This window comes from Paenibacillus sp. FSL K6-0108, from assembly GCF_045040695.1.
GTDB lineage: Bacteria > Bacillota > Bacilli > Paenibacillales > Paenibacillaceae > Paenibacillus > Paenibacillus pabuli_B.
Genome location: NZ_CP150288.1, coordinates 2,100,341 through 2,122,554, shown reverse-complemented (window position 1 = coordinate 2,122,554; position 22,214 = coordinate 2,100,341). Strand labels below are relative to the sequence as shown.

Below are 22,214 nucleotides of genomic sequence, written 5' to 3'. Positions count from 1 at the left end.
CTGACCATCTTGTGTATTCCTCTCATGATACTTGAACGTAACAAGAAAAGTAAAGGGATTCCCGACTTATTTACTTCGATAAGATTTCCATATCCGATCAATCTCACTCATCTCGGAATCGTCTGGAGATTTCTTGCCATAGCGCACAGCGTTATAGGTATCTGGTAGCATTGCAGAGAGCTTCTGATCATCTTCTCTGGCTCCATGCTGAACAATTGACTCCGCAGCCTCCAGTGGCGTATGTGCACCTTGTATGTCCACTCCCCGGTGTGCAGCTCTGTCGATCCACTTCCGATAATAGTATCGAACACGTTCAGCTTCCTGCGAGGGCAGTGATTCCTTCTTCCGGAACCAGGATTTGCGTGTTTTTGCAGGTGCCTCTAACGTTTCGCTAATGTCCACATACTCCGTCCGGGGCTCTACCTTCTTCTGACCGGGCTGCAGGAGCCCTTTGAAGCGCTCCATGATCTTGTTTATGGCCTTCTGCCCCAAACGCAGGATAAGCCACAGGATCACAACTGCGACAGCCCCCATGACTACCCAACCCAGGATGTCCCAGAAAACAGATGGCTCCCCTGCCGGTTCCATCTCTTCAGGTATCATTGGCGGCTCATTTGGAGCTGTAGGCGTAATAGGTGGCTCCTGATTGGAACTCGAGCCTATTAAACCTCTGATCCAAGCAAGCAGACGGTCACGAAGTGGTCCTAGCCAAGCAACAAGACTGGGAAAAGCACCAATTCCAGCGATCACAATCAGCATCCATAACAAACGCTGGTGATTCGCCCGTGCAAACTCACGTAACATGATCCTTCTTGAGCCATCATTTAATATCGCACGATCCAGCTGCACACTGTACTGGCCTACCAACCAGCCAACAAAACTGATGACTCCCGATGCATATATGGTTCCAGTGTAAGACCGAAGAGGTTGCATGAATTCAATTCCATTGGCCGCCCCACTGAGCACAATCGCACTGACCACACCCCAAATCTGCAAGCGCCAAATCAAAATCGAACGGAAGGCAGGTTGAAAATTTAACCCAATATAGGCTGAAACTACACCCCAGACCACTGCCGTCAGCAAATCTGGTAAAGGAAGTCCCCATAATATTGCGATGACCAAGGAGAGCAGCAGTCCCATAAGCAGCGCTGCACCCCATCGAATAAACGTGTTTTTTTCACTGATGGTTGGTAATTTGTGCTGTACCCACTGACCTGACCAGCCGGCAATAACAAAGATAGCCATTAATATGTATGGCAAATGTCCCGTTGTATATAGGGAAGTCATCGTTAGAACCGGATAAAAATATACACCAATCAACAGAACACTCGTCATGGATAATAACACTCTTTCGTTGGGACTGCTGCTGTTGGACTCATTCATGCACTCACCGCCTTAGCATCGCTTTTCCCGCCCTCTACCGGGAGTATGGTTACACGATGGCCTTGCTCATGCAAACGCGCAATTTCATGCTCCATTGCTGGAGATACATAGGACGTAATTAAGAGATAACTGCGAACCTGCTGGGCTTCTTCATTCCGTTCTACTTCATCATTCAAGAACTGCTCCATCGGAACCATACATTTCAATTCCGTCTCCGCCATAGCTTCCAGCAGCATTTCCAGATGAGGACTGCCGTAATCCGGCTCAATCCGCAATGGATCACGCCCTCCACTCACACGGTAGCCATTATGAGCAAACCCTGCGGGTAAGCCCCTTCCAATGGCATCTACCGCAGCAGTTGCCGCATAACGGAGTGCTCGTTCGATGATCTCCGGACGGGTAACAACACTCCACATGTCTGCCGACTCCTGAATGTTGACAACAATCCAAGATTGAGGATCCGCAGTCCATCCCTGCTTATACACCTGTAATTCTCCCGTGCGTGCACTCGCTTTCCAATGAATACGGTTCATCGGGTCACCTGCACCATACGGACGCACCCCAAGAATCAAAAAGGGATCTTCAACAATCCAACGGGATACTTCAACCTCCCCCTGCCATACCTGATAGATCGCAGGCAGATCCTCCGCATGAACAAGCGAAGGGTATACGATCATGGATAGATGAACGGGAATTGGCTTCGAGGTACGCCAAAGGCCGAACAAGTCTCCTCCGGTCATAGTTACAGTGTTTAACGTGTATATCCCACGTCTGCTGCATACAAAAGGATGCTTGCGTGTAATGCGGGTAAACGGTTTCAAAGTAAAGATGCTTTTATGATTCTGATAAATATCTCCCTGACTAATATCCATGCCTGAGCCGGAACGAAATACAAATGAAACTGGCATCATAGCTTCAAGTCTGAGCCATGGAACCGATATTCGTTTTTCATTGGCAATTGTCTCAACCATCTCCAGCTCATCCCCGGCGTAACAACGCAATTTGCTGAACTGTCTGGTGTACTTCAGTTTGCGTAAAGCCGGACGACCGAACCATATGCCGTGTACTCCAATAACAATGCCTCCAACAATGACAAGCCATAGTAATGCCATATGTTATCGCCCGCTGCCTGCAGCAAGATTCTCCGTTGGCACTTCAGTCTGGCTCAATAGTTCCTGAATAATACGTTCCGCCAAGCCCCCTTGTTGCCTCACCCGGTTGCGGAATACAAGTCGATGGGCTAGCACGGGCTCCGCCAATATTTTGATATCATCAGGAAGAACGAAGTCCCTGCCATGTAATGCAGCCCAGGCCTGACTTGCCTTGAGCAGCGCCTGAGCTCCTCGCGGACTTACGCCCAGTGACAGCTCTGGATGTTGTCGAGTGGCTTCTGTCAGACGAATAATATATCGCAACAAATCATCGTCAATCTGGACTGATGTATAAGTGCTCTGTGCCTCAAGCAGCTGTTCACGGCTAATAATCGCGGACAGATCGGTAACGGAACGGCTCTCTACCGTACGTCTCAGAATTTCTACACTTTCTTCACTGCTTGGATAGCCCATTCGGATCTTCATCATGAAACGATCCATCTGTGCCTCCGGTAACGGAAAAGTTCCCTGGTTATCTACGGGGTTTTGTGTGGCAATGACGATAAAAGGTCGCTCCAGCTGTCTTGTCGAACCATCAATACTAATCTGCCGCTCCTCCATACACTCCAGCAAACTGGACTGGGTACGCGGAGTAGCCCGATTAATCTCATCTGCCAGCACGAGGTTGGCAAACAGGGGGCCAGGTCTGAATTCAAAGTCCCCTTCCTTTTGGTTAAAAAAATGAATACCCGTCAAATCGGATGGCAACAGATCCGGTGTGAATTGAATACGCTGGAAGGTACAATCCAGTGAAGAGGCTACTGATTTGGCCAACATGGTTTTTCCCGTCCCCGGCACATCCTCCAGCAGAACATGCCCTGAAGCAATGATGGCTGTCATCACAAGCTCAATCGTATGGTCCTTGCCCACAATGATCTTCCCTACATGGTCCATTAGCTGTTTGTTCATTTGTTCCATTCCCTGGATATTCATAATTGGTTCTTCCTCCCGTAAGTTGAGCTATGTATTCGCATTCATTCTAACTATAACCCTAATCGTCTCAACAAAAAACAACAGGAACCGGCGGGTTGGCCAATTCCTGTTTGCATAACTCTTGCCATTACACCAAGGGAAGCATGATGATGAACCGGGTGCCCTCCCCTTTTTTGCTATCCACAGAGATGTTGCCTCCATGATTTTTGATAATACGGTAACTCACGGAAAGTCCAAGCCCTGTTCCGCTCTCCTTGGTGGTAAAAAACGGGTCAAACAGGCGCACAAGGGTATTGTGATCCATTCCCTGTCCATTATCGGCAATGGAGATCTGCACATATTTGTTATCGGTTCCCGTGGAAATCTGAATCAAGCCAGTATGCTCTTCGCCCACATCCTCGATGGCATCCATCGCATTCTTAACCATATTCAAAATAACCTGCTTAATCTGTTTGACATCAATGGACACATTTAACGGGACTTCTGCTTCATCCAGGGTGATTTCGCATCCCTTCATTAATCCTTCGCTTTCTGTCAGCAAGACCACCTCTTTGAGCAAAGAGTTAACAGACATAATGGTCTTCTGAGGAGCTGACGGTTTCGAGGAATTCAGAAATTCGTAGATAATGTCGTTCGCCCTGTCAATTTCCGTTAGAATAATTCGAGCATACTCGTCTTTCCCCAATTGCAGCAAATGGGGCCTGAGCAGCTGGATAAATCCGCGGATTGCAGTTAAAGGATTGCGAATTTCATGGGCAATTGATGCCGAAATCCGACCCAACATCGCAAGTTTGTCATTTTGATAAGCGGTCTGCTCAATCTGTTTATAATCGGAAACATCCTTCACACTGAAAAGGAAGTCCCCATCCATCTGATCCCCATACGTTACTGTTACCAGCCAATGCCTACCATACTCGTCAATTAATTCATGATAGCGCTTACGATGAAAAATGGTTTCCCGGTAAATGCGTAAAATTTTCTTTTTCTTGAATCGGCTCATCTGTGGATGATGCAGCATTTGCATCAGGGTGCAGCCGCTCAACAGACTTCTAGGAAGCTCCAACAACTTTGCCATCTGAACGTTAATAAACGTCAATACACCATTACTGTCAAACAACATAATACCGCTATCCAGATGTTCCAGGACATTCTCATACTTGTTGTAATCCAGATGTACAGGCGGGAATCCGTCCGTTGGTTGAGGCACTGTATCCTGAAATTCACTAATCATGTCAGGTTCCTCCTTTTCACGTAAATGATAAACTTGCCATTCGGACATCATATCATCACAGAAACAGGAAGGGCCGATTTATTTTTCATTACCGGTGCCCTTTCATTAGGGGGCTGAGCCGAAAATATGGATGGCATGTCCGGAACCACAGCTGGTCTATTCCGGGTAACCATGAGTCGATCCGGAAAACAATATACGTCTGTTCCATTCTAACCTTCTCCTATTCGCAAACACGAACATTTTTGCTCCGCCTCTTTTGCAAGTCTGTTTTTATCATAGACAAGTTTATAGAAGGGAGTCAATCGGAGAAAGTGTCGAATGGAAATTATTTTAAGAAAAACCGTGAATTAGTTTCTATACACAAGAAAAACGAAGCTTTTTCGCTCGATTAGCGAATCAGCTTCGTTCGTATAGTTTAAAATTTAAATAATTAAATTCAATCTATAATCCACTCTTGTTATGCTGAATTTTGAGTCTGCGCTGACTCATGACAGCTAACCGACGTTTGAGCTCGCTTTCCCACTTCTCATCTTTCATTTCCTTGGCAAGCCGAAGCAGATCCAAAGACATGTCGATCTGACGCTGCACAATGACCATGGCGTCCTCGCTTTCACGATTGACGCAATTTTCAAAAATCGCATCTTCATCTTCCGTCACGTAATCTTGGAAATCAATCTCCGACGCACCATCTCCATGCGCATATTCAGCCAAAATTTCATATTCATTCTCCACTTTATAATGCACCTCGACCCGGTGACACACCGGACAAAACAGCAGGGGAACATTATGAACCTGGGTGCGGTAATGCTTCAGCGTGCCCTTTGTTCCCACCATACTTGCCCCACAACAGTAACTCATTTTTGTTCACCCTCCTTATAACGTGCCGAGACTTTTTATTGGACAACAGCCCCGTACACTTCCAGCACTTCCGAAAAAGGAATAGTTCCATCAGTGTATCACATTCATGTACAAATTATAAATGCTGAGCACCGGAATATTTACCGGGTTTCCATACCCTATTCGCCTTGAAGCCCTTCGATTCCTCTTTCCAGAGATAAAATGAAGGCTTTCTTCTATTACTTCATTAACACGTTTACGTCCCTGTTTAAACAATTTCCATCCTTATAATGCTTATACTCTGGCAAAAGGGTGCAAAAAGCCCTCAATCCCATGAGGGATGAGGGCTTGAACAATAAACGTTCAAGTTCAATCAGGCTTACAGATTGCTGTCGCCTGGTTTCCAGTTCATTGCGCACAATCCACCGGATTGCAGAGCTTGCAGTACGCGAAGAGTTTCTTCAACGCTACGGCCTACATCATTGTGGTTAACGACTTGATATTTCAATTCGCCTTCTGGATCGATGATGAACAAGCCGCGCAGTGCAACGCCTTCTTCTTCAATCAAAACGCCATAATCTTTGGCAACTTGTTTCGTGATGTCGGAAGCAAGTGGGAAGTTCAATTGACCAAGACCATTGCTGTCTTTAGGTGTGTTGATCCAAGCTTTGTGGCTGTGTACGGAGTCAACGCTCACGCCAAGAACTTCAGTATCCAAAGCTTTGAATTGGTCAGCAGCATCACTCAAAGCTGTAATTTCAGTTGGGCACACAAAAGTGAAATCCAAAGGATAAAAGAAAAATACGAGCCATTTGCCACGATAATCGGACAGTTTTACGGAACCAAAGTCTTGTCCATCTCCCGATACTGTTTCCATTGCAAAATCCGGTGCGGGTCTACCAACCAAACGTTCTGCCATAACTAACAATTCCTCCTTTGGGATTATGTAAGCACTCGATTTGAATGCTCATCATCAAGAAAAACGTAAACGTTTTTCCTGTAATTAAAATGGGTTTGTTACTTGATAACAAGTACAAGTAAAATGTTATCATCCGGACTTCTCAAAGTCAAGATTATAATCGTTGTTTTTTTATAATTATTATAAATAAGGATTTTTCGTGGCAAAAATTATAAAGGAACAGCCCTCTGCAATTCCGGATCGGAGCAAAGGACTGTTCGGTTGTTACTATTATTAAGCCTGTTTCTGAATTGCAGCGACGATCAGGTCGCCCATTTCTGTCGTGCTGATCGCTTTGCTCTTGTCTACAGCGATGTCACTTGTACGATGTCCTGCATTCAGCACATCAGATACAGCTGCTTCAATTGCATCAGCGCCTTCTGCATAACCAAAGGTTGTACGGAACATCAATGCCAGCGAAAGAATTGTTGCAATTGGATTCGCCAAGCCTTGGCCAGCGATATCCGGTGCTGAACCGTGTACCGGCTCATACAGACCAAAGCTGCCTTCACCCAGTGATGCAGATGCCAGCATGCCGATCGAACCTGTCAGCATCGCCGCTTCATCACTAAGGATATCTCCGAACATATTTTCTGTCACGATAACGTCAAAGCTGGAAGGACGACGCAGCAACTGCATTGCACAGTTGTCTACAAGCACATGCTCCAATTCAACATCCGGATAATCCGGTGCCACCCGGTTAACAACTTCGCGCCATAGACGAGATGTTTCCAACACGTTGGCTTTGTCTACAGAAGCCAGCTTTTTACGACGTCCTTGAGCAATTTCGAATGCCTGACGAACGATGCGCTCCACTTCGCTTACATTATAAGCACATGTATCCACAGCCTCTTCGCCTTGTGCACTTTCCCGTCTGAATTTCTCTCCAAAGTAGATTCCGCCGGTCAACTCACGCACAACCATCAGATCCGTACCTTCCAGTACTTCCGGTTTCAAGGTAGAAGCATCCTTCAAGCAATCAAATACTACTGCCGGACGAAGGTTTGAGAACAGACCGAGTGCTTTGCGAATGCCAAGCAAGCCTGTTTCCGGACGCAATTCCTTGCTGTTGTTGTCCCATTTTGGACCACCAACGGCTCCGAGCAGTACAGCATCTGCACTCTTACATACTGTCAGTGTTTCTTCCGGAAGGGGTGTACCTTTCTCATCAATGGCGATCCCACCAAACAGCGCATGCTCTGTCTCAAAACGGTATCCGAACACTTCCTCCGTACGTTTGAGAACTTTCTCTGCTTCTGCTACGACTTCGGGACCGATTCCGTCACCTGCGATAACTGCAATTTTTTTCACGTCTGCCATGGGTTGTCCACTCCTTATATCGATTCATTCGATTGTTCGCTTCAATAATTAACGTGTCATTTTTAACTCTCTCTTTTGTATCATATTCGGAGGTCATTTGACCAAGATATACAATCTATGACTTTAATAGTTTTTACCTATAAGCTGTTTTGGATTAGTTGTTCTGCACCCTTGGCTGAGTTAAAATAAAGCCTGAAGACAAATTCAGGTAACTCAGGAGGGATTGCAATCATGCAATACACGTACTTGGGAAAATCAGGTCTCAAAGTCAGCCGGATCTGTCTCGGCACCATGAACTTTGGTCCTGCTACAGACGAAAAAGAAGCATTCCGTATTATGGATGCAGCGCTCGATGCCGGTGTGAACTTTTTTGATACCGCTAACATTTATGGCTGGGGCGAAAATTCGGGTCTCACCGAGGAGATCATTGGACGCTGGTTTAAACAGGGCGGCGGCAGACGTGAAAAAGTCGTTCTTGCGACCAAAGTTTATGGCTCCATGCACGATGAAACAGACGGTCCAAACAACGATGCAGGTCTCTCCGCATACAAAATCAGACGCCATTTGGAGGGTTCCCTCCGCCGTCTGCAAACAGACCATGTTGAACTGTACCAGATGCATCATGTTGATCCCGCCATTTCATGGGACGAGTTATGGGGTGCGTTCGAGAATGCTGTTCATCAGGGCAAAATTGGTTATGTAGGTTCAAGCAACTTTGCTGGATGGCAAATTGCCGTTGCTCAAAGTGAAGCCAAAAACCGCCATTTCCTCGGTCTTGTATCCGAGCAGCATAAATACAGTCTTAACTGCCGTTTGCCTGAACTAGAAGTATTGCCTGCAGCGAAAGAGCTGGGCCTTGGTGTTATTCCTTGGAGTCCGCTTGATGGTGGGTTACTCGGACGTAATGCACTCCAGAAGCTCGAAGGTACACGCAGTGGCGGCATTGCTGAACGGATTGAATCCCATCAAACGCAGCTGGAACAATTCGCAGCACTTTGCCGTGAACTCGGTGAACCGCAGGATACCATAGCTTTGGCCTGGGTTGCCGCCAATCCGGCTGTTACCGCACCCATCATTGGGCCGCGTACACTGGAGCAGTTCGAAACTGCCCTCAAATGTTTGGATGTTACTTTGGATGAAGCGGTCCTCAAACGTTTGGATGAAATCTTCCCTGGTCCAGGAGGACATGCTCCGAACGCGTATGCTTGGTAAGAGCTTATCAACTGAACTGAATACATCTTTTGAATGAAAATGCTTTATATAAAAGTGTAATTATCCTATACGTAACAACAAAAAAAGTCTGACCCTCAAAATAAATTTGAAGGGTCAGACTTTTTTTGTACCTCAATGAGCTAAAATACATACGTCTGGAAACTCCATCTTGGCTTCTCCAACCAGACGAATTCCAGTCCGATGAAGAGCTCTGCTTGCTGCAAATAATGTGTTACAGGTTCACATTAACACGATCCGTGTAGGTCTTGCGTTTCTCAACCAACTTGTTCAAACCGTCTACATAAGCACGAGCACTGGCACCCAAAATATCCGTGCTTACGCCTCGGCCTTGTACAGATATTTGGTTTTGAGTAAGTACAACGTGTACCTCACCCAATGCATCCTTACCGTGCGTAACCGATTTGATCGAGTAGTCGGATAGCGTTACCTCTTCCCCACTCACTTGATCAATTGCATTATAGATGGCATCTACCGATCCATTTCCTTCTGCTTTTTGTTCCACCGTATCCCCATCAAGTGTAGCAATACGAACTTTAGCCGTTGGAGTGGATTCATCACCATACGTCACAAAGATGGATTCCAGTTTAAACACCTCAGGTGCATCCTGCAATTTCTCTTCAATGACCGCCAGCAAATCCTCATCCGTCACTTCTTTTTTCTTATCAGCCAGATCTTTGAATTGGGCAAATGCACGGTTCAATGCTTCTTCTTCCAGTTCATAACCGAGCTCAATCAAGCGCTCACGGAAGGCATGACGACCCGAGTGTTTACCCAGTACGAGCTTGCTTTCCTTCAGACCAATGGTCTCTGGGGTCATAATCTCGTAGGTTGTTTTCTCTTTCAGCATACCATCCTGATGAATTCCGGATTCGTGTGCAAACGCATTCGCACCAACAATCGCTTTGTTCCCAGGTACAACCATACCCGTCAAACGACTCACAAGACGACTGGTCCGAGCAATTTCAGAAAGTTGCAGCGAAGTTTTCGCCTGGAAAAATTCCTGACGTGTCTCCAGTGCCATGGCAATCTCTTCAATCGCGGTATTACCTGCCCGTTCACCAATGCCGTTAATGGTGCCTTCAATTTGATCGGCTCCATTCAGAATGGCTGCGAGTGTATTGGCAGTGGCCATTCCCAGGTCATTATGACAATGTGCACTCAGCTGCACCTTATCAATGTTGTGTACGTTTTCCTTGAGATGTTTAAAAATATTTCCGTATTCATATGGGCTCAGATAGCCAACGGTATCCGGAATATTTACAACGGCAGCGCCTTCTTCCACAGCCATATTCACCATCTCAACGAGGAAATCATACTCGGTCCGACCTGCATCCTCCAACGAGAATTCGATCTTTGAAAAAGTTTTCTTTGCATAACGGATTGCGGAACGAGCTGTATCGAGAACCTGGGCTCTGTCCATGCGCAATTTGTGCTGACGATGAATAGGGGAAGTTGCCAAAAAGATATGGATACACGGGTCCTGAGCACCCTTCAACGCCTCTTTCACCGCATCGATATCCTGCTCCCTTGAGCGGGACAAGCCAATAACTGTAACATTTTTGACCGCTTTGGCTACCGCATTAACCGCCGCCAAATCGCCTGGAGAGGCCGCGGGGAAACCGGCTTCCATCCGGTCAATACCAAGCCGCTCGAGCTGGTGCGCAATTTCCACCTTTTCACGAGTATTCAGATTGACTCCCGGGGATTGTTCTCCATCACGCAGCGTTGTGTCAAATACATAGATTTTTCGCACGCCTCGCACCTCCTAGACTTGTATTTTATGTTCCTCTAAACCAGTAATAGCGGCACACGCATAAGCACGGCCGCTATTCCCGGTTAAAGCTGTAAGTTTACTAAAGTACGTTAAAACGTTACTTCTTGATCCAGTGCATCATCTCACGCAATTGTCCGCCAACCACTTCGATTGGGTGTTCAGCTTCGTTGCGACGAGTTGCTGTCAGGAACGCACGGCCGGATTGGTTCTCCAGAATGAAGTCACGTGCAAATTTACCTTGTTGGATATCTGTCAGGACTTCTTTCATTGCTTTCTTCGTATCTTCAGTTACGACGCGAGGTCCAGTTACATAGTCACCGTACTCCGCTGTGTTACTGATGGAATCACGCATGCTTGCAAGTCCACCTTCATACATCAGGTCAACGATCAGTTTCAATTCGTGCAGACACTCGAAGTATGCCATTTCAGGAGCATAACCTGCTTCTGTCAACGTTTCGAATCCAGCTTTTACGAGGGCACTTACACCGCCACACAGAACAGCTTGCTCACCGAACAGGTCTGTTTCTGTTTCTTCACGGAAGGAAGTTTCGATAACCCCTGCACGCGTGCAACCGATACCTTTGGCATAAGCCAAACCGATATCTTTTGCTTTTCCTGTTGCATCTTGCTCAATTGCGATCAGGCCCGGTACACCGAATCCTTCCACGTAGGTACGACGTACCATGTGACCAGGGGACTTAGGAGCTACCAGCAATACATCGCTGTCTTTTGGAGCAACGATTTGACCGAAATGAACGTTGAAACCGTGGGAGAAGAGCAATGCTGCGCCTTTTTTCAGGTTTGGTTCGATTTCGTTTTTGTATACAGAAGCTTGTGTTTCGTCAGGCAGCAAGATTTGAACTACGTCTGCACGGCTAGTTGCTTCAGCCGGGGACAGAACTTCAAATCCGTCATTTTTTGCCGTGTCAAAAGATTTACCTTCACGAAGTCCGATGACTACGTTCAATCCACTGTCACGCAGGTTTTGTGCTTGGGCATGGCCCTGACTACCGTAACCGATGACCGCAATCGTTTTTCCTTTCAATACGCTAAGCTCTGCATCCTGTTCATAATAAGTAGTTACTGGCATGTTTATAAGTCCTCCTTTGTATTGTAAAGAACCCTTCATTAATGAGCGGGTGTCTCAAGGGACCGGCGCTTCTTCTGCTTTGGCGTCTCTGGTCTGATCCGATCCGTTCAGACACCCACTCATTAATGCGGGTGTGTGGCTATATTGTCAAGCGTTACATCACTAAAATGTTAAATTGCAACTTGTATGGGACTGGCACCTCATCTAACATTATCGGTTTATTTCAGCTCAATGCTGCTAACACACCTTTGCCGTTCCATTGACAAGCATCAGACCATGCTTTTTTAATATAACTGTCTTATACGTTGCCTCGTACCAATGCAGTTACGCCTGTACGTGACAGTTCGCGAATGCCATATGGCTTAAGCAATTCAATCATTGCATCAATTTTATCCGTATCACCGACCACCTGTACAATCAGGCTGCCTGGACCAACATCTACAACGGATGCGCGGAATGTCTCCACCACACCCAGAATTTCTGGACGTTCGGATGGTTCTGCCTTGACCTTGATCAATGCAAGTTCACGGGCAACCATCGGCTTCAGACTGAAATCAACCACTTTAATAACATCGATGATTTTGTAGAGCTGCTTTTCAATCTGTTCCAGCGTTTTGTCGTCACCGATCGTTACAATGACCATCCGGGACAAACCCGGTTCCTCGGATTGACCTACCGTGATGCTCTCAATGTTGAATCCCCGTCGACCGAACAACCCTGATACCCGCTGCAGGACGCCAGGCTGATCGTTGACCAATATCGAAATCGTATGTCTTATCATTCCTCAGCATCCCCCATCAGCATTTGATCGATTGTCGCTCCTTGCGGAACCATTGGATATACATTTTCTTCCTTGCGTACTACAAACTCAACAACGACCGGTCCTGGTGTATCCAGGGCTTCTTGCCAAGCACGCTCGGCTTCTTCCTTGTTGGTTGCACGCAATCCTTTTACGCCATAAGCTTCAGCAAGTTTTACAAAATCAGGGCTGCCTGCCAGATCGATATGGCTGTAACGGTTCTCATAGATGATCTCTTGCCACTGACGTACCATTCCTAGTACCTGATTGTTGATAATAACAATTTTCACCGGGATGTTGTTAATGGCACAAATCGCGAGTTCTTGAGAACACATCTGCATACCGCCGTCACCGTTTATCGAAATAACAAGTCTGTCCGGGTTTGCCATTTGAGCACCAATTGCAGAAGGGAATCCAAAACCCATCGTTCCCAGTCCACCAGAGGTTACCCATGAACGCGGTTGGTTGAATTTGTAATATTGGGCTGCCCACATTTGATGCTGTCCAACGTCCGTAGTCACGATGGCTTCGCCTTTAGTTGTATCATTCAGCATTTCCACAACCCACTGCGGTTTCAATACTTCATCTGAATCGGTGTAGCTGTAAGGTTTTTCTTGTTTCCATTGTTTGATCTGGTCTCTCCATGCATCTGCACGTTCAGCACGTTGAACCTCTTTGTTCGCTATTTCCAGAACCGTCTTCACATCACCAACGATTGGAATGTCCGTGGCAATGTTTTTGCCGATTTCAGCCGGATCAATATCAATGTGCACAATTTTGGCATGTGGAGCGAATCCGTCCAGCTTGCCTGTTACCCTGTCATCGAAGCGTGCTCCGATGTTGATCAGCAAATCCGATTGTTGAATAGCCTGATTGGAAGTATATGTTCCGTGCATTCCCGGCATCCCGGTCCACAATTCGTGACCACTCGGGAATGCTCCAAGTCCGAGAAGTGTTGTCGTGATGGGAATGCCTGTCTTCTCCACAAATTCAAACAGCGCTTCGTGTCCACCAGAGTAAACTACACCGCCACCTGCCAAAATCATCGGACGTTCTGCTTCCTGAATCGCCTGAGCCAGACGATCAATCTGAAGTTTGTTCGGTACTGTCCGTGGGTTGTACCCTCTCAATATAACAGGTTCAGTCTTAGGTTCAAACAACGTTTTGTTTGCCGATACATCCTTCGGAATGTCGATTAATACGGGACCTTTACGACCTGTATTCGCAATATGGAATGCCTCATGAATGACACGTGGCAGATCTTCAACATCTTTTACCAGGTAACTGTGTTTTGTGATTGGCATTGTGATTCCGGTAATGTCCGCTTCCTGGAAAGCATCTGAGCCGATCAGACTGGAAATGACATTTCCCGTAATGACTACAAGTGGTACGGAATCCATATACGCTGTTGCAATGCCCGTAACGAGGTTCGTTGCTCCAGGTCCGGAGGTAGCGATACAGACACCCACTTTTCCGCTCGCCCGAGCATATCCGTCAGCTGCATGAATGGCGCCTTGTTCGTGACGGGTCAACACGTGCTTGAAATCCTCGAAACCATACATCGCATCGTAAATGTACAACACTGCACCGCCCGGGTAACCAAAAACGCACTCTACACCTTCCAGCAACAAGCTTCTCAGCAGAATTTCGGAACCGCTAATGACCTCCGGCTTCATCCATTTTTCACGTAATTCATCTGTCGATCGTACTTCTGGAATTTGAGCTCCCATCAGTCATCCTCCTCTCGGAATTTACATCATTCTGACATTTAAAGTTACAAAAAAAACCTTCCATCCCTGCAAACAAGTTCATGCTTGCGAGGGACGAAAGGTTATTGCTTCCGTGGTACCACCCAACTTTGTCCGAAATTTCGCAATAACGGACCTTACCAGGTACAAAAAACGATAGATCAAACGGATTACCCGTTCTCCATACCTGTTGTCTGTAACGCAGACATACGATTTTCCCTAATAACCAATGGAGTGACATCCAATGCTTTTCAGGAAAACAGCTCCGAGGTGAGCTCGTATATAAGGGGTAATGGTGGTGGTTTCAGCAATTCCAGCCACTCTCTGAGCAAAAGAGCCCTTAAAACTTCGTCCTCTTCATAGCCGATGAAATATTCTCGTTAAATGTTAGGAACATTATATGATTCCTCCAACCGATAAGTCAATACCCCTTTTGTATAAAAATTCAGAATGCCCTGAATCCTTCATTCTCCATCTTTAACGTTGCCCCAATCCCAATGATTCATTCAGTCACCTTTTAACTTGCTCCAGGCATAGGATATACGAGCAGCACGACTGGTCCTGAAAGGAGGCTTCCGATGGTGATTCGGCAACGTAAATCCAAGCTGGATGATGTCGCCATAATGAGGCTGATTGACTCTCAACTTGTTCCCCTATCTCATATGAGTGAAAGTGAAATCAATAAAATACGCAAAGAAATACCCCTGCGAATGAACAGGGGCATGACCTTTGTTGTCTCACAAAATCCTGACAACGAAGCTGTCGCATTCATCCATTTTCTCATGCACGGCGAACTGTTGTATGTGGATATGATGGCTGTAGCCCCAAAAGAACAGCGAAAGAAATATGGTCAGACCTTGCTGCTCAAAGCGGAAAATTTTGCGGCATCTCGTGGTTGCAAAAGATCCAAAGTCATGGTTGACGAAGGCAACACAAAAGGTCTTCATTTTTACCAAAAAAATGGATATACCTTGGTTCGATACATTATGTTAAGCCGCTGTTACGAGTTGGAAAAAACATTATAAATCGGTTTAGAAAAAGCCTGGTGGTCTTGGTCCGTAAGGTCCAAATCCAGGGCCTGGCCCATATCCACCACCAAAACCTGGTCCGTACCCTGGTTTTGGTCCGGGGCCATATCCAGGGCCATATCCAGGACCAGGGCCGTAAGCATAAGGCAGTGTCGCGATGGCGAGTAAATCAAATAAAACCAGCGGTAAAATGGCTTTGGTGCTTACTTTTTTGCCAACTGCACGTTTCAGCACCAGTTTATTACCAGATACTTTCAACAGCCTTCCCGTCACCCGAGTACCGTCCTTCTTGATCGCAACAATATTTTTGCCTATTAATTTCATCGCATCATCACGTGTAACATGTTGTTTCATACTTTTCCCTCCTCCTCGGATCGTTCAAAACAGTGTATTCGTCCAGGGCCGTCTTCGCCTGTTTCTTTGTCCCTAAATGGAAATATGGGTGCCTTTCTCTATAAGAGTTAAGAAAGCTGGTAATCTGATACTTTTGTTGTCTTTGAGAAACAAAAAAAGGTCCGCACGAGGCGAACCTTTTTAAGTAAAACAATATATGGAAAAAATATTAAATCTGTTATCTTTTCCCCGGATCGTACGGTTCCCCGAGTGCGGATGGAGCAGAAGAGCGTCCAACAGCCGCAACGAGCACGATAATAGTGAGCAGATAAGGCAGCATATAAATAATTTCCTGGGGAATACTTTGAGACCATTCGAACAGCTGTACATAGTTCCGGATCGCTTGTGAGAAACCAAAGAACACAGCCGCCCCAAAGGCTCCAATCGGATTCCATTTACCAAAGATCATCGCTGCAATCGCAATGTAACCTTGACCGGAAACCGTATTATGAGAGAATGTACCTGTCGTAGTCAGCGTGATTGCTGCTCCACCAATAGCGGCCAACGCACCACTGATCATTACCGCAACATAACGGTAACGACGCACTTTAACACCTACGGTATCCGCAGCACTTGGATGTTCACCAACCGAGCGAAGACGAAGACCGAATGGGGTTTTGTACATAATGTAATAAGTTAGGAAAACAAACAAGATAGCCAGATATGTTGTCGGATACACATTTTTGAAGAAAGCTTCCCCCAGCAAAGGAATATCTTTTAACAGCGGCACATCAAACTTGCTGAATCCTTGTACCAAAGGTGAATCTCCCGATCCTTCAAACAGCAGTTTTACCAAATAAAGTGTACTTCCTGCTGCCAGGAAGTTAATGACGATACCACTTATAATTTGGTCCGCCTTAAACGTAATTGAGGCAACTGCGTGGATTAGTGAAACAACTACACCCAGCACAACAGCAAACAAAATCCCCATCCAGGCAGATGTCGTTCCACCCATGCCCGCTTCTTGTGCATAATGCGCAGCAATCCCCGCAGCAAACGCACCAAATACCATGAAACCTTCAAGTCCAAGGTTGGTTACACCCGACTTTTCTGAGAAAATTCCGCCCAGGGATGCAAAAATCAATGCCGTGGCAAAGACAAGCGTCGTATTGATAATTTGCCCAATTGTCAACAAGTCCATCTACAACACCTTCTCTTTCTTGCGCTTGGAATAGAACGGTTTAAGTACCCAGCGCACGATGCCTTGTGCCGCAATGAAGAAGATAATCGAACCGATCACAATCCGAATAATCTCGGGCGGTACATCCGCAGCAAAGCTCATTCCCGCAGATCCATAAGTAAGCGTACCAAACAACAATGCGCCCAGCAGCACACCAAACGGATGATTCAAACCAATCAGTGCAACCGCGATGCCGTCAAAACCTGTTCCTGGCGAGCCCGACATAACAGTCTGATATTGGAACACCCCGAGCACCTGGAATGCACCACCAAGACCAGCAAGCATACCACTGATAAACATGGCTTTAACGATATTGCGATTGACATGCATACCTGCATACTCTGCCGCATTAGGGTTAAGACCTACAGCACGAATTTCATAACCTTGCTTTGTTTTCCACATGTAAATATAAAAGACCACAGCTATAACGAGTGCAATTAGTGTACCCAAGTGCACACGAGAGTTGCCCATCAGTTCGGAAAGCCATGTCAAACTAATCGATGCGGTATCACTGATATCCACCGAACGATTTTCACCTTTTAACAGCAGGAATTGGCGCACGATCAGATTGGCCAAATACAGACCAATCCAGTTCAGCATGATACTACTGATAACTTCGTTAACTCCACGCGCTGCTTTCAGGTAACCTGCAATAGCTGCCCACAGGCCACCAAATACTGCACCAGCGATCAAAGCCAGTGGGGCATGAATGTAGATTGGCAGACCTGCAAACTTTACGCCTACAAAAGTCGCTGCAGTCATGCCGACGAGAAATTGTCCTTCTCCCCCGATATTAAACAGTCCTGCACGTGCCGCAAATGCAAATGCAAGTCCTGTCATAATCAGCGGTGTCATTTCGCGTACCGCTTCACCAAAGTTATACATGTCTCCGAAAACCTTCGTAAACAATGCACTGTACGCTTCAATTGGATTGTATCCGCCAATCAGCATGACAATACCACCCAGGATCAGACCCATAATGATGGCTACAATAGGTAATATAAATGAATCACGGGTAAACCATTTCAATACGTTACTCATGCACAGTACCTCTCTTTTGGGTGCTGCCCGCCATCATTAAGCCGAGCTCCCTGTCATTGGTTTCTTCCGGCAGCACCTCACCCACGATCTGTCCTTCATAGATGACAGCAATCCGGTCGGATACGTTGATAATTTCATCCAACTCGAATGAGATCAGCAATACGGCTTTGCCCTGATCACGTTGTGCAATCAATTGTTTTTGAACAAACTCAATAGCACCTACATCCAGGCCACGAGTTGGCTGGGCAGCAATAAGCAGTTCAGGGTTCTTATCAACCTCACGTGCGATAATGGCTTTCTGTTGGTTCCCTCCCGATAAGGAGCGGGCCTTCGTTTCAATGCTTGGTGTACGCACATCAAATGCCTCGACAAGACGCTTCGCTTGCTTCTTGATCGCATCGAAGTTAAGGAATCCTTTACGAGTATAAGGAGCCTTATAATATGATTCCAGGACAATATTTTCACTCACAGAAAAATCAAGGACAAGTCCATGTTTATGCCGGTCTTCAGGAATATGGGCTACACCAGACTCTGAAATATGCCGTGGAGAATGATTGGACAGCTCTTTGCCCTCGAGACGAATTGAACCACCATCTACTTTACGTAGTCCGGTAAGAGCCTCAATTAGTTCGCTCTGTCCATTACCGTCAACACCTGCGATTCCTACAATCTCTCCTGCACGTACATTCAGGTTGAGTTCGTTCAGTACCGAGATACCTTCTTTATTTTTGGCGGTCAATTTACTAACTTCAAGCACATTGTTTCCTGGAGTCGCTGGCTTTTTGTCCACTTTAAATGTGACATTGCGGCCAACCATTTTTTCTGCCAGCTCATTCGGATTCGTTTCTGATGTTATAACTGAATCAATCACTTTACCACGGCGAATAATCGTCACTGTATCGGAGATTTCCATGATTTCTTTCAGCTTGTGTGTAATCAGAATAATGGACTTGCCTTCGGCCACCAGCTTCTTCATGATGACCATCAGTTCTTTGATTTCCTGAGGTGTTAACACCGCAGTAGGCTCGTCAAAAATAAGAATGTCTGCACCACGATACAACGTTTTTACAATCTCGACACGCTGCTGCATTCCGACGGAAATGTCATGAATTTTGGCATGTGGATTCACTTTGAGTCCATACTGTTCAGACAGACGCTGCACTTCAGCAGCAGCTTTTTTATAATTAATGTTGAGACCTTTCCTTGGTTCAGATCCCAAAATAATGTTCTCTGTTACCGTGAACGGCTGTACAAGCTTAAAGTGCTGATGCACCATGCCAATGCCAAGATCGATTGCTTTGTTAGGGCTGTCGATGATGACAGGCTTGCCATTCACTTCAATGGAACCTTCATCCGGCTGATAGAGACCAAAGACAATATTCATCAACGTTGATTTACCAGCGCCGTTTTCGCCCAATAGAGCATGGATCTCGCCTTTACGAAGCTGAAGGCTGATGGCGTCGTTGGCAACAATGCCTGGGAAACGCTTCGTGATTTGTTTCAACTCAACGACGGGGGTTGCTGCACCCATGTAAATCACCCTTATACCTGATATAGTTTGGTTCCGCAAACGTAAGAAAAACGTCTATCGACGTTTATTCAAGGAAGATGACCGCATTTTAGCGGTACTTTTCTTGAGGTTATCGAATCCTTCAGTTTCAATGAAACTTCTGCATTCCATAATCTTAAGAAAGGCTCCTACCGGAGCGTTGATACGAAGTCTTCTTTCTTTTGCTATGGGTTATCCCCTAGCACACACTGCAAAGCTGTACAATTGTTATGATGACTTGAGCAAATTTTCCTGTCCTGACAATCATAAGGCCGGTCAAGACCGGCCTCGATGATGATTCATTTTTACAACAGAATCAGATTACTCTGTAGGAACTTTGATTTCGCCGCTGATGATTTTTTCTTTGTACTCGTCCACTTTTGCAAGGATATCAGCAGAAACATTTTTCGTAGAAGTATCAGCAATCCCTACGCCGTTATCTTTCAGAGTCAGGTTTTCAGCTCCGCCTTTGAATGTTCCATCGATAAGTTCTTGGTTTACGCGCTTAACAGCTTCGTCAACTTTTTTGATCATGGAAGTCAGTGTTACATCATCACCAAATTCAAGAGATTGGTCTTTATCTACACCGATAACCCAAACGTCTTGACCTTGTTTTTTACGAGCGATTGCTTCGTTGAACACACCATTACCCGTAGCACCGGAAGCGTGGAAAATAATATCTACGCCTTTGTTGTAGAGTGTTGCTGCTGCTGCTTTACCCAGGTCAGGCTTATCAAATGCACCAGTGTAGTTTGAAATGAACTCGGCATTAGGATTAACCGCTTTAACGCCTTCTCTGAAACCTACTTCAAACTTTTTGATCAGTGGGCTTTCCATACCGCCAACAAAACCAATTTTGTTCGATTTAGTTGTCAGACCAGCTACCACACCTACCAGGAAAGAACCTTCTTCTTCAGCAAATGTTACCGATTTAACGTTAGGAGCATCAACAACACTGTCGATGATCGCGAGTTTGGAATCAGGATTTTGTTCAGCTACAGTCTTGATCGCATCAGCCAATTGGAAACCGATACCCCAAGTCAGATCATATCCACCTTTAACGAACTCGTTCAGGTTTGGAATGTACTCTTCATCAGATTTACTTTGCAGGTATTTAACAGCTACACCTGTTTCAGTTTCAGTTGCTTGCAGAGCTTCCCAAGCAGATTGGTTAAACGATTTGTCGTTAACGCCACCGACGTCAGTAACCATACCGATTTTCAAATCGGATTTAGCTTCAGTGTTTTCGCCACCTGCAGTTCCTCCGGCATTTGTTTCTTCTTTCGGTTTGCTACCGCAACCTGCGAGCATAACCGATACTGCCAGCAACATGACCAAAGACAAGCTGAGCATCTTTTTCATTTCTCTTGTTCCCCCTTAATGATATATACCTAATTCCTGTTCAGGCCAAAATGGAACGGATCAACAGATCGATAATATGGCTTTTATGCAGAATGTATGGTTTCTTCGACATTAAAAGCGCATTCTTACCGTTAAACAATTGTGTCACCTGTCGAAAAACCGAACATTATGACTTGAAGAGAAAATTTTAGGACTAGCCTACAGAGGTGATTATACATTCAACCCGTGGTAAAATCCAGATGTTTCATCACTAAATCTCACTTATTTTTGCTCTCATTTTATTGAAAACGCTTAATAATTTAACGATTTAACACACTAACGTTACAACGATGTGATGTTATATAACAAAAACTTACCATGTTTCCTAGCAAGAAGTGGAATTAGCCTGTTTTCATTTGCATTTATGCACCGTTCGTATTTTATGTATTGCCACACCCTGTTTCATTGTTCCCATACAGAGTGCAACATATTCGTTTCATTCCACACGTCCTATTGGGTAGATGCATCTTCAGCCCGTAAAAAAAGCCGCCATAGGTACGGCGGCTTGCATAACAAATTTTAAGCGTTGATTTTGCTTTTAGCTACAGTAGCCAAAGAGTTGAACGCATTGATGTCGTTAACGGCCAAATCAGCCAACATTTTGCGGTTCATGTCTACACCAGCAAGTTTCAATCCATGAATCAGTTTGTTGTAAGACAAACCATTCATACGTGCTGCAGCATTGATACGAACGATCCACAGTCTGCGGAAGTTACGTTTCGTGTTGCGACGGTCACGGTATGCATATACCAGGGATTTCATTACTTGCTCGTTAGCTGTTTTAAAAATGCGGTGTTTGGAACCGAAATAACCTCTTGCCAGTTTCAAAACCTTTTTATGACGACGACGTACTACAAAACCGCCTTTTACTCTTGCCATATTAAAGAACCTCCCAATAAATATTAAATGTATCCGTGGTATGTGTACGGCCTAAGCCGATCCCCCATACGGATTTACTATTTCAAGTTAGCCAGACCTTGTTTCAAACGTCTTACGTCCCCGGCAGCCATAACTGGGTTACCGTTCAGAACGCGCTTAGCACGTTTTGATTTGTGGGAAAGCAAGTGGTTTTTGTGAGCTTTGTAACGCAGGACTTTACCGGAACCGGTAATTTTGAAGCGTCCTTTCAAACTGCTGTGTGTTTTCATTTTAGGCATTTTGTGTT

20 protein-coding genes are annotated in these 22,214 nt (G+C 45.6%); 2 read left to right on the top strand and 18 right to left on the bottom strand.

Features of this window, described 5'->3' with window-relative positions:
• Window positions 1-66: 66 nt before the first annotated feature.
• The 7 genes from MHB49_RS09875 to leuB form a co-directional block, all read right to left on the bottom strand.
• Window positions 67-1,383 carry a DUF4129 domain-containing protein gene (locus MHB49_RS09875; protein WP_405155999.1) on the bottom strand — a complete coding sequence of 439 codons (1,317 nt, stop codon included), beginning with the start codon at window positions 1,381-1,383 and terminating at the stop codon, window positions 67-69.
• A complete protein-coding gene (locus MHB49_RS09870; protein ID WP_247901652.1) occupies window positions 1,380-2,495 on the bottom strand; it encodes a DUF58 domain-containing protein in 1,116 nt (371 codons plus the stop codon). The genes MHB49_RS09875 and MHB49_RS09870 overlap by 4 nt, the downstream gene beginning before the upstream one ends.
• A 3-nt stretch (window positions 2,496-2,498) precedes the next feature.
• The gene (locus MHB49_RS09865; RefSeq protein WP_405155998.1) at window positions 2,499-3,467 is read right to left on the bottom strand and encodes an AAA family ATPase; all 969 of its coding nucleotides are present in this window, start codon (window positions 3,465-3,467) and stop codon (window positions 2,499-2,501) included.
• A 127-nt stretch (window positions 3,468-3,594) separates the two neighbouring features.
• Window positions 3,595-4,698: an ATP-binding protein gene (locus MHB49_RS09860; protein WP_247901650.1), complete on the bottom strand. Its 1,104-nt coding sequence runs from the start codon at window positions 4,696-4,698 to the stop codon at window positions 3,595-3,597.
• Window positions 4,699-5,139: 441 nt separating this feature from the next.
• A complete protein-coding gene (locus MHB49_RS09855; RefSeq protein ID WP_024628323.1) occupies window positions 5,140-5,556 on the bottom strand; it encodes a hypothetical protein in 417 nt (138 codons plus the stop codon).
• A 358-nt stretch (window positions 5,557-5,914) separates the two neighbouring features.
• Entirely contained in the window at window positions 5,915-6,454 is a 540-nt protein-coding gene (locus MHB49_RS09850; protein WP_247901649.1) for a peroxiredoxin, read from the bottom strand.
• Between the two features lie 273 nt (window positions 6,455-6,727).
• Entirely contained in the window at window positions 6,728-7,813 is a 1,086-nt protein-coding gene (leuB, locus tag MHB49_RS09845; protein WP_247901648.1) for a 3-isopropylmalate dehydrogenase, read from the bottom strand.
• Between the two features lie 231 nt (window positions 7,814-8,044).
• Between leuB and MHB49_RS09840 the strand changes: the two genes are divergently transcribed.
• Window positions 8,045-9,025 carry an aldo/keto reductase gene (locus MHB49_RS09840; protein WP_405155997.1) on the top strand — a complete coding sequence of 327 codons (981 nt, stop codon included), beginning with the start codon at window positions 8,045-8,047 and terminating at the stop codon, window positions 9,023-9,025.
• Window positions 9,026-9,257: 232 nt separating this feature from the next.
• Here MHB49_RS09840 and MHB49_RS09835 read toward each other — a convergent pair whose 3' ends face one another.
• The 4 genes from MHB49_RS09835 to ilvB form a co-directional block, all read right to left on the bottom strand.
• On the bottom strand, window positions 9,258-10,799 hold the full coding sequence (locus MHB49_RS09835; RefSeq protein ID WP_247901646.1) for a 2-isopropylmalate synthase: 1,542 nt from the start codon (window positions 10,797-10,799) through the stop codon (window positions 9,258-9,260).
• A gap of 118 nt (window positions 10,800-10,917) precedes the next feature.
• A complete protein-coding gene (ilvC, locus tag MHB49_RS09830; RefSeq protein WP_024628318.1) occupies window positions 10,918-11,910 on the bottom strand; it encodes a ketol-acid reductoisomerase in 993 nt (330 codons plus the stop codon).
• A gap of 298 nt (window positions 11,911-12,208) precedes the next feature.
• Window positions 12,209-12,691, bottom strand: coding sequence for an acetolactate synthase small subunit (ilvN, locus tag MHB49_RS09825; protein ID WP_076289931.1), 483 nt, complete (start codon window positions 12,689-12,691; stop codon window positions 12,209-12,211).
• On the bottom strand, window positions 12,688-14,439 hold the full coding sequence (gene ilvB / locus MHB49_RS09820; protein WP_247901645.1) for a biosynthetic-type acetolactate synthase large subunit: 1,752 nt from the start codon (window positions 14,437-14,439) through the stop codon (window positions 12,688-12,690). Before ilvB ends, ilvN begins: the two co-directional genes overlap by 4 nt.
• 599 nt (window positions 14,440-15,038) lie before the next feature.
• Between ilvB and MHB49_RS09815 the strand changes: the two genes are divergently transcribed.
• Entirely contained in the window at window positions 15,039-15,482 is a 444-nt protein-coding gene (locus MHB49_RS09815; RefSeq protein ID WP_405157096.1) for a GNAT family N-acetyltransferase, read from the top strand.
• 6 nt (window positions 15,483-15,488) lie between these two features.
• Here the strand turns inward: MHB49_RS09815 and MHB49_RS09810 are convergent, their stop codons facing one another.
• The 7 genes from MHB49_RS09810 to rpmI form a co-directional block, all read right to left on the bottom strand.
• Window positions 15,489-15,839 carry a hypothetical protein gene (locus tag MHB49_RS09810; protein ID WP_247901644.1) on the bottom strand — a complete coding sequence of 117 codons (351 nt, stop codon included), beginning with the start codon at window positions 15,837-15,839 and terminating at the stop codon, window positions 15,489-15,491.
• 217 nt (window positions 15,840-16,056) lie between these two features.
• A complete protein-coding gene (locus MHB49_RS09805; protein WP_063564195.1) occupies window positions 16,057-17,019 on the bottom strand; it encodes an ABC transporter permease in 963 nt (320 codons plus the stop codon).
• Window positions 17,020-18,099: an ABC transporter permease gene (locus MHB49_RS09800; protein WP_247901643.1), complete on the bottom strand. Its 1,080-nt coding sequence runs from the start codon at window positions 18,097-18,099 to the stop codon at window positions 17,020-17,022.
• On the bottom strand, window positions 18,092-19,630 hold the full coding sequence (locus MHB49_RS09795) for an ABC transporter ATP-binding protein (protein ID WP_405155996.1): 1,539 nt from the start codon (window positions 19,628-19,630) through the stop codon (window positions 18,092-18,094). Before MHB49_RS09795 ends, MHB49_RS09800 begins: the two co-directional genes overlap by 8 nt.
• 339 nt (window positions 19,631-19,969) lie before the next feature.
• The gene (locus MHB49_RS09790; RefSeq protein ID WP_405155995.1) at window positions 19,970-21,010 is read right to left on the bottom strand and encodes a BMP family protein; all 1,041 of its coding nucleotides are present in this window, start codon (window positions 21,008-21,010) and stop codon (window positions 19,970-19,972) included.
• A gap of 558 nt (window positions 21,011-21,568) precedes the next feature.
• Window positions 21,569-21,928, bottom strand: coding sequence for a 50S ribosomal protein L20 (gene rplT / locus MHB49_RS09785; protein WP_247901641.1), 360 nt, complete (start codon window positions 21,926-21,928; stop codon window positions 21,569-21,571).
• Window positions 21,929-22,005: 77 nt separating this feature from the next.
• On the bottom strand, window positions 22,006-22,206 hold the full coding sequence (gene rpmI / locus MHB49_RS09780) for a 50S ribosomal protein L35 (protein ID WP_062320217.1): 201 nt from the start codon (window positions 22,204-22,206) through the stop codon (window positions 22,006-22,008).
• Window positions 22,207-22,214: the final 8 nt, after the last annotated feature.

What these genes read in the sequence shown, in the direction of transcription:
- MHB49_RS09875 (WP_405155999.1), bottom strand. Translation starts at nt 1,383, where the DNA reads ATGAATGAGTCCAACAGCAGCAGTCCCAACGAAAGAGTGTTATTATCC.
- MHB49_RS09870 (WP_247901652.1), bottom strand. Translation starts at nt 2,495, where the DNA reads ATGGCATTACTATGGCTTGTCATTGTTGGAGGCATTGTTATTGGAGTA.
- MHB49_RS09865 (WP_405155998.1), bottom strand. Translation starts at nt 3,467, where the DNA reads ATGAATATCCAGGGAATGGAACAAATGAACAAACAGCTAATGGACCAT.
- MHB49_RS09860 (WP_247901650.1), bottom strand. Translation starts at nt 4,698, where the DNA reads ATGATTAGTGAATTTCAGGATACAGTGCCTCAACCAACGGACGGATTC.
- MHB49_RS09855 (WP_024628323.1), bottom strand. Translation starts at nt 5,556, where the DNA reads ATGAGTTACTGTTGTGGGGCAAGTATGGTGGGAACAAAGGGCACGCTG.
- MHB49_RS09850 (WP_247901649.1), bottom strand. Translation starts at nt 6,454, where the DNA reads ATGGCAGAACGTTTGGTTGGTAGACCCGCACCGGATTTTGCAATGGAA.
- leuB (WP_247901648.1), bottom strand. Translation starts at nt 7,813, where the DNA reads ATGGCAGACGTGAAAAAAATTGCAGTTATCGCAGGTGACGGAATCGGT.
- MHB49_RS09840 (WP_405155997.1), top strand. Translation starts at nt 8,045, where the DNA reads ATGCAATACACGTACTTGGGAAAATCAGGTCTCAAAGTCAGCCGGATC.
- ilvC (WP_024628318.1), bottom strand. Translation starts at nt 11,910, where the DNA reads ATGCCAGTAACTACTTATTATGAACAGGATGCAGAGCTTAGCGTATTG.
- ilvN (WP_076289931.1), bottom strand. Translation starts at nt 12,691, where the DNA reads ATGATAAGACATACGATTTCGATATTGGTCAACGATCAGCCTGGCGTC.
- ilvB (WP_247901645.1), bottom strand. Translation starts at nt 14,439, where the DNA reads ATGGGAGCTCAAATTCCAGAAGTACGATCGACAGATGAATTACGTGAA.
- MHB49_RS09810 (WP_247901644.1), bottom strand. Translation starts at nt 15,839, where the DNA reads ATGAAACAACATGTTACACGTGATGATGCGATGAAATTAATAGGCAAA.
- MHB49_RS09805 (WP_063564195.1), bottom strand. Translation starts at nt 17,019, where the DNA reads ATGGACTTGTTGACAATTGGGCAAATTATCAATACGACGCTTGTCTTT.
- MHB49_RS09800 (WP_247901643.1), bottom strand. Translation starts at nt 18,099, where the DNA reads ATGAGTAACGTATTGAAATGGTTTACCCGTGATTCATTTATATTACCT.
- MHB49_RS09795 (WP_405155996.1), bottom strand. Translation starts at nt 19,630, where the DNA reads ATGGGTGCAGCAACCCCCGTCGTTGAGTTGAAACAAATCACGAAGCGT.
- MHB49_RS09790 (WP_405155995.1), bottom strand. Translation starts at nt 21,010, where the DNA reads ATGAAAAAGATGCTCAGCTTGTCTTTGGTCATGTTGCTGGCAGTATCG.
- rplT (WP_247901641.1), bottom strand. Translation starts at nt 21,928, where the DNA reads ATGGCAAGAGTAAAAGGCGGTTTTGTAGTACGTCGTCGTCATAAAAAG.
- rpmI (WP_062320217.1), bottom strand. Translation starts at nt 22,206, where the DNA reads ATGCCTAAAATGAAAACACACAGCAGTTTGAAAGGACGCTTCAAAATT.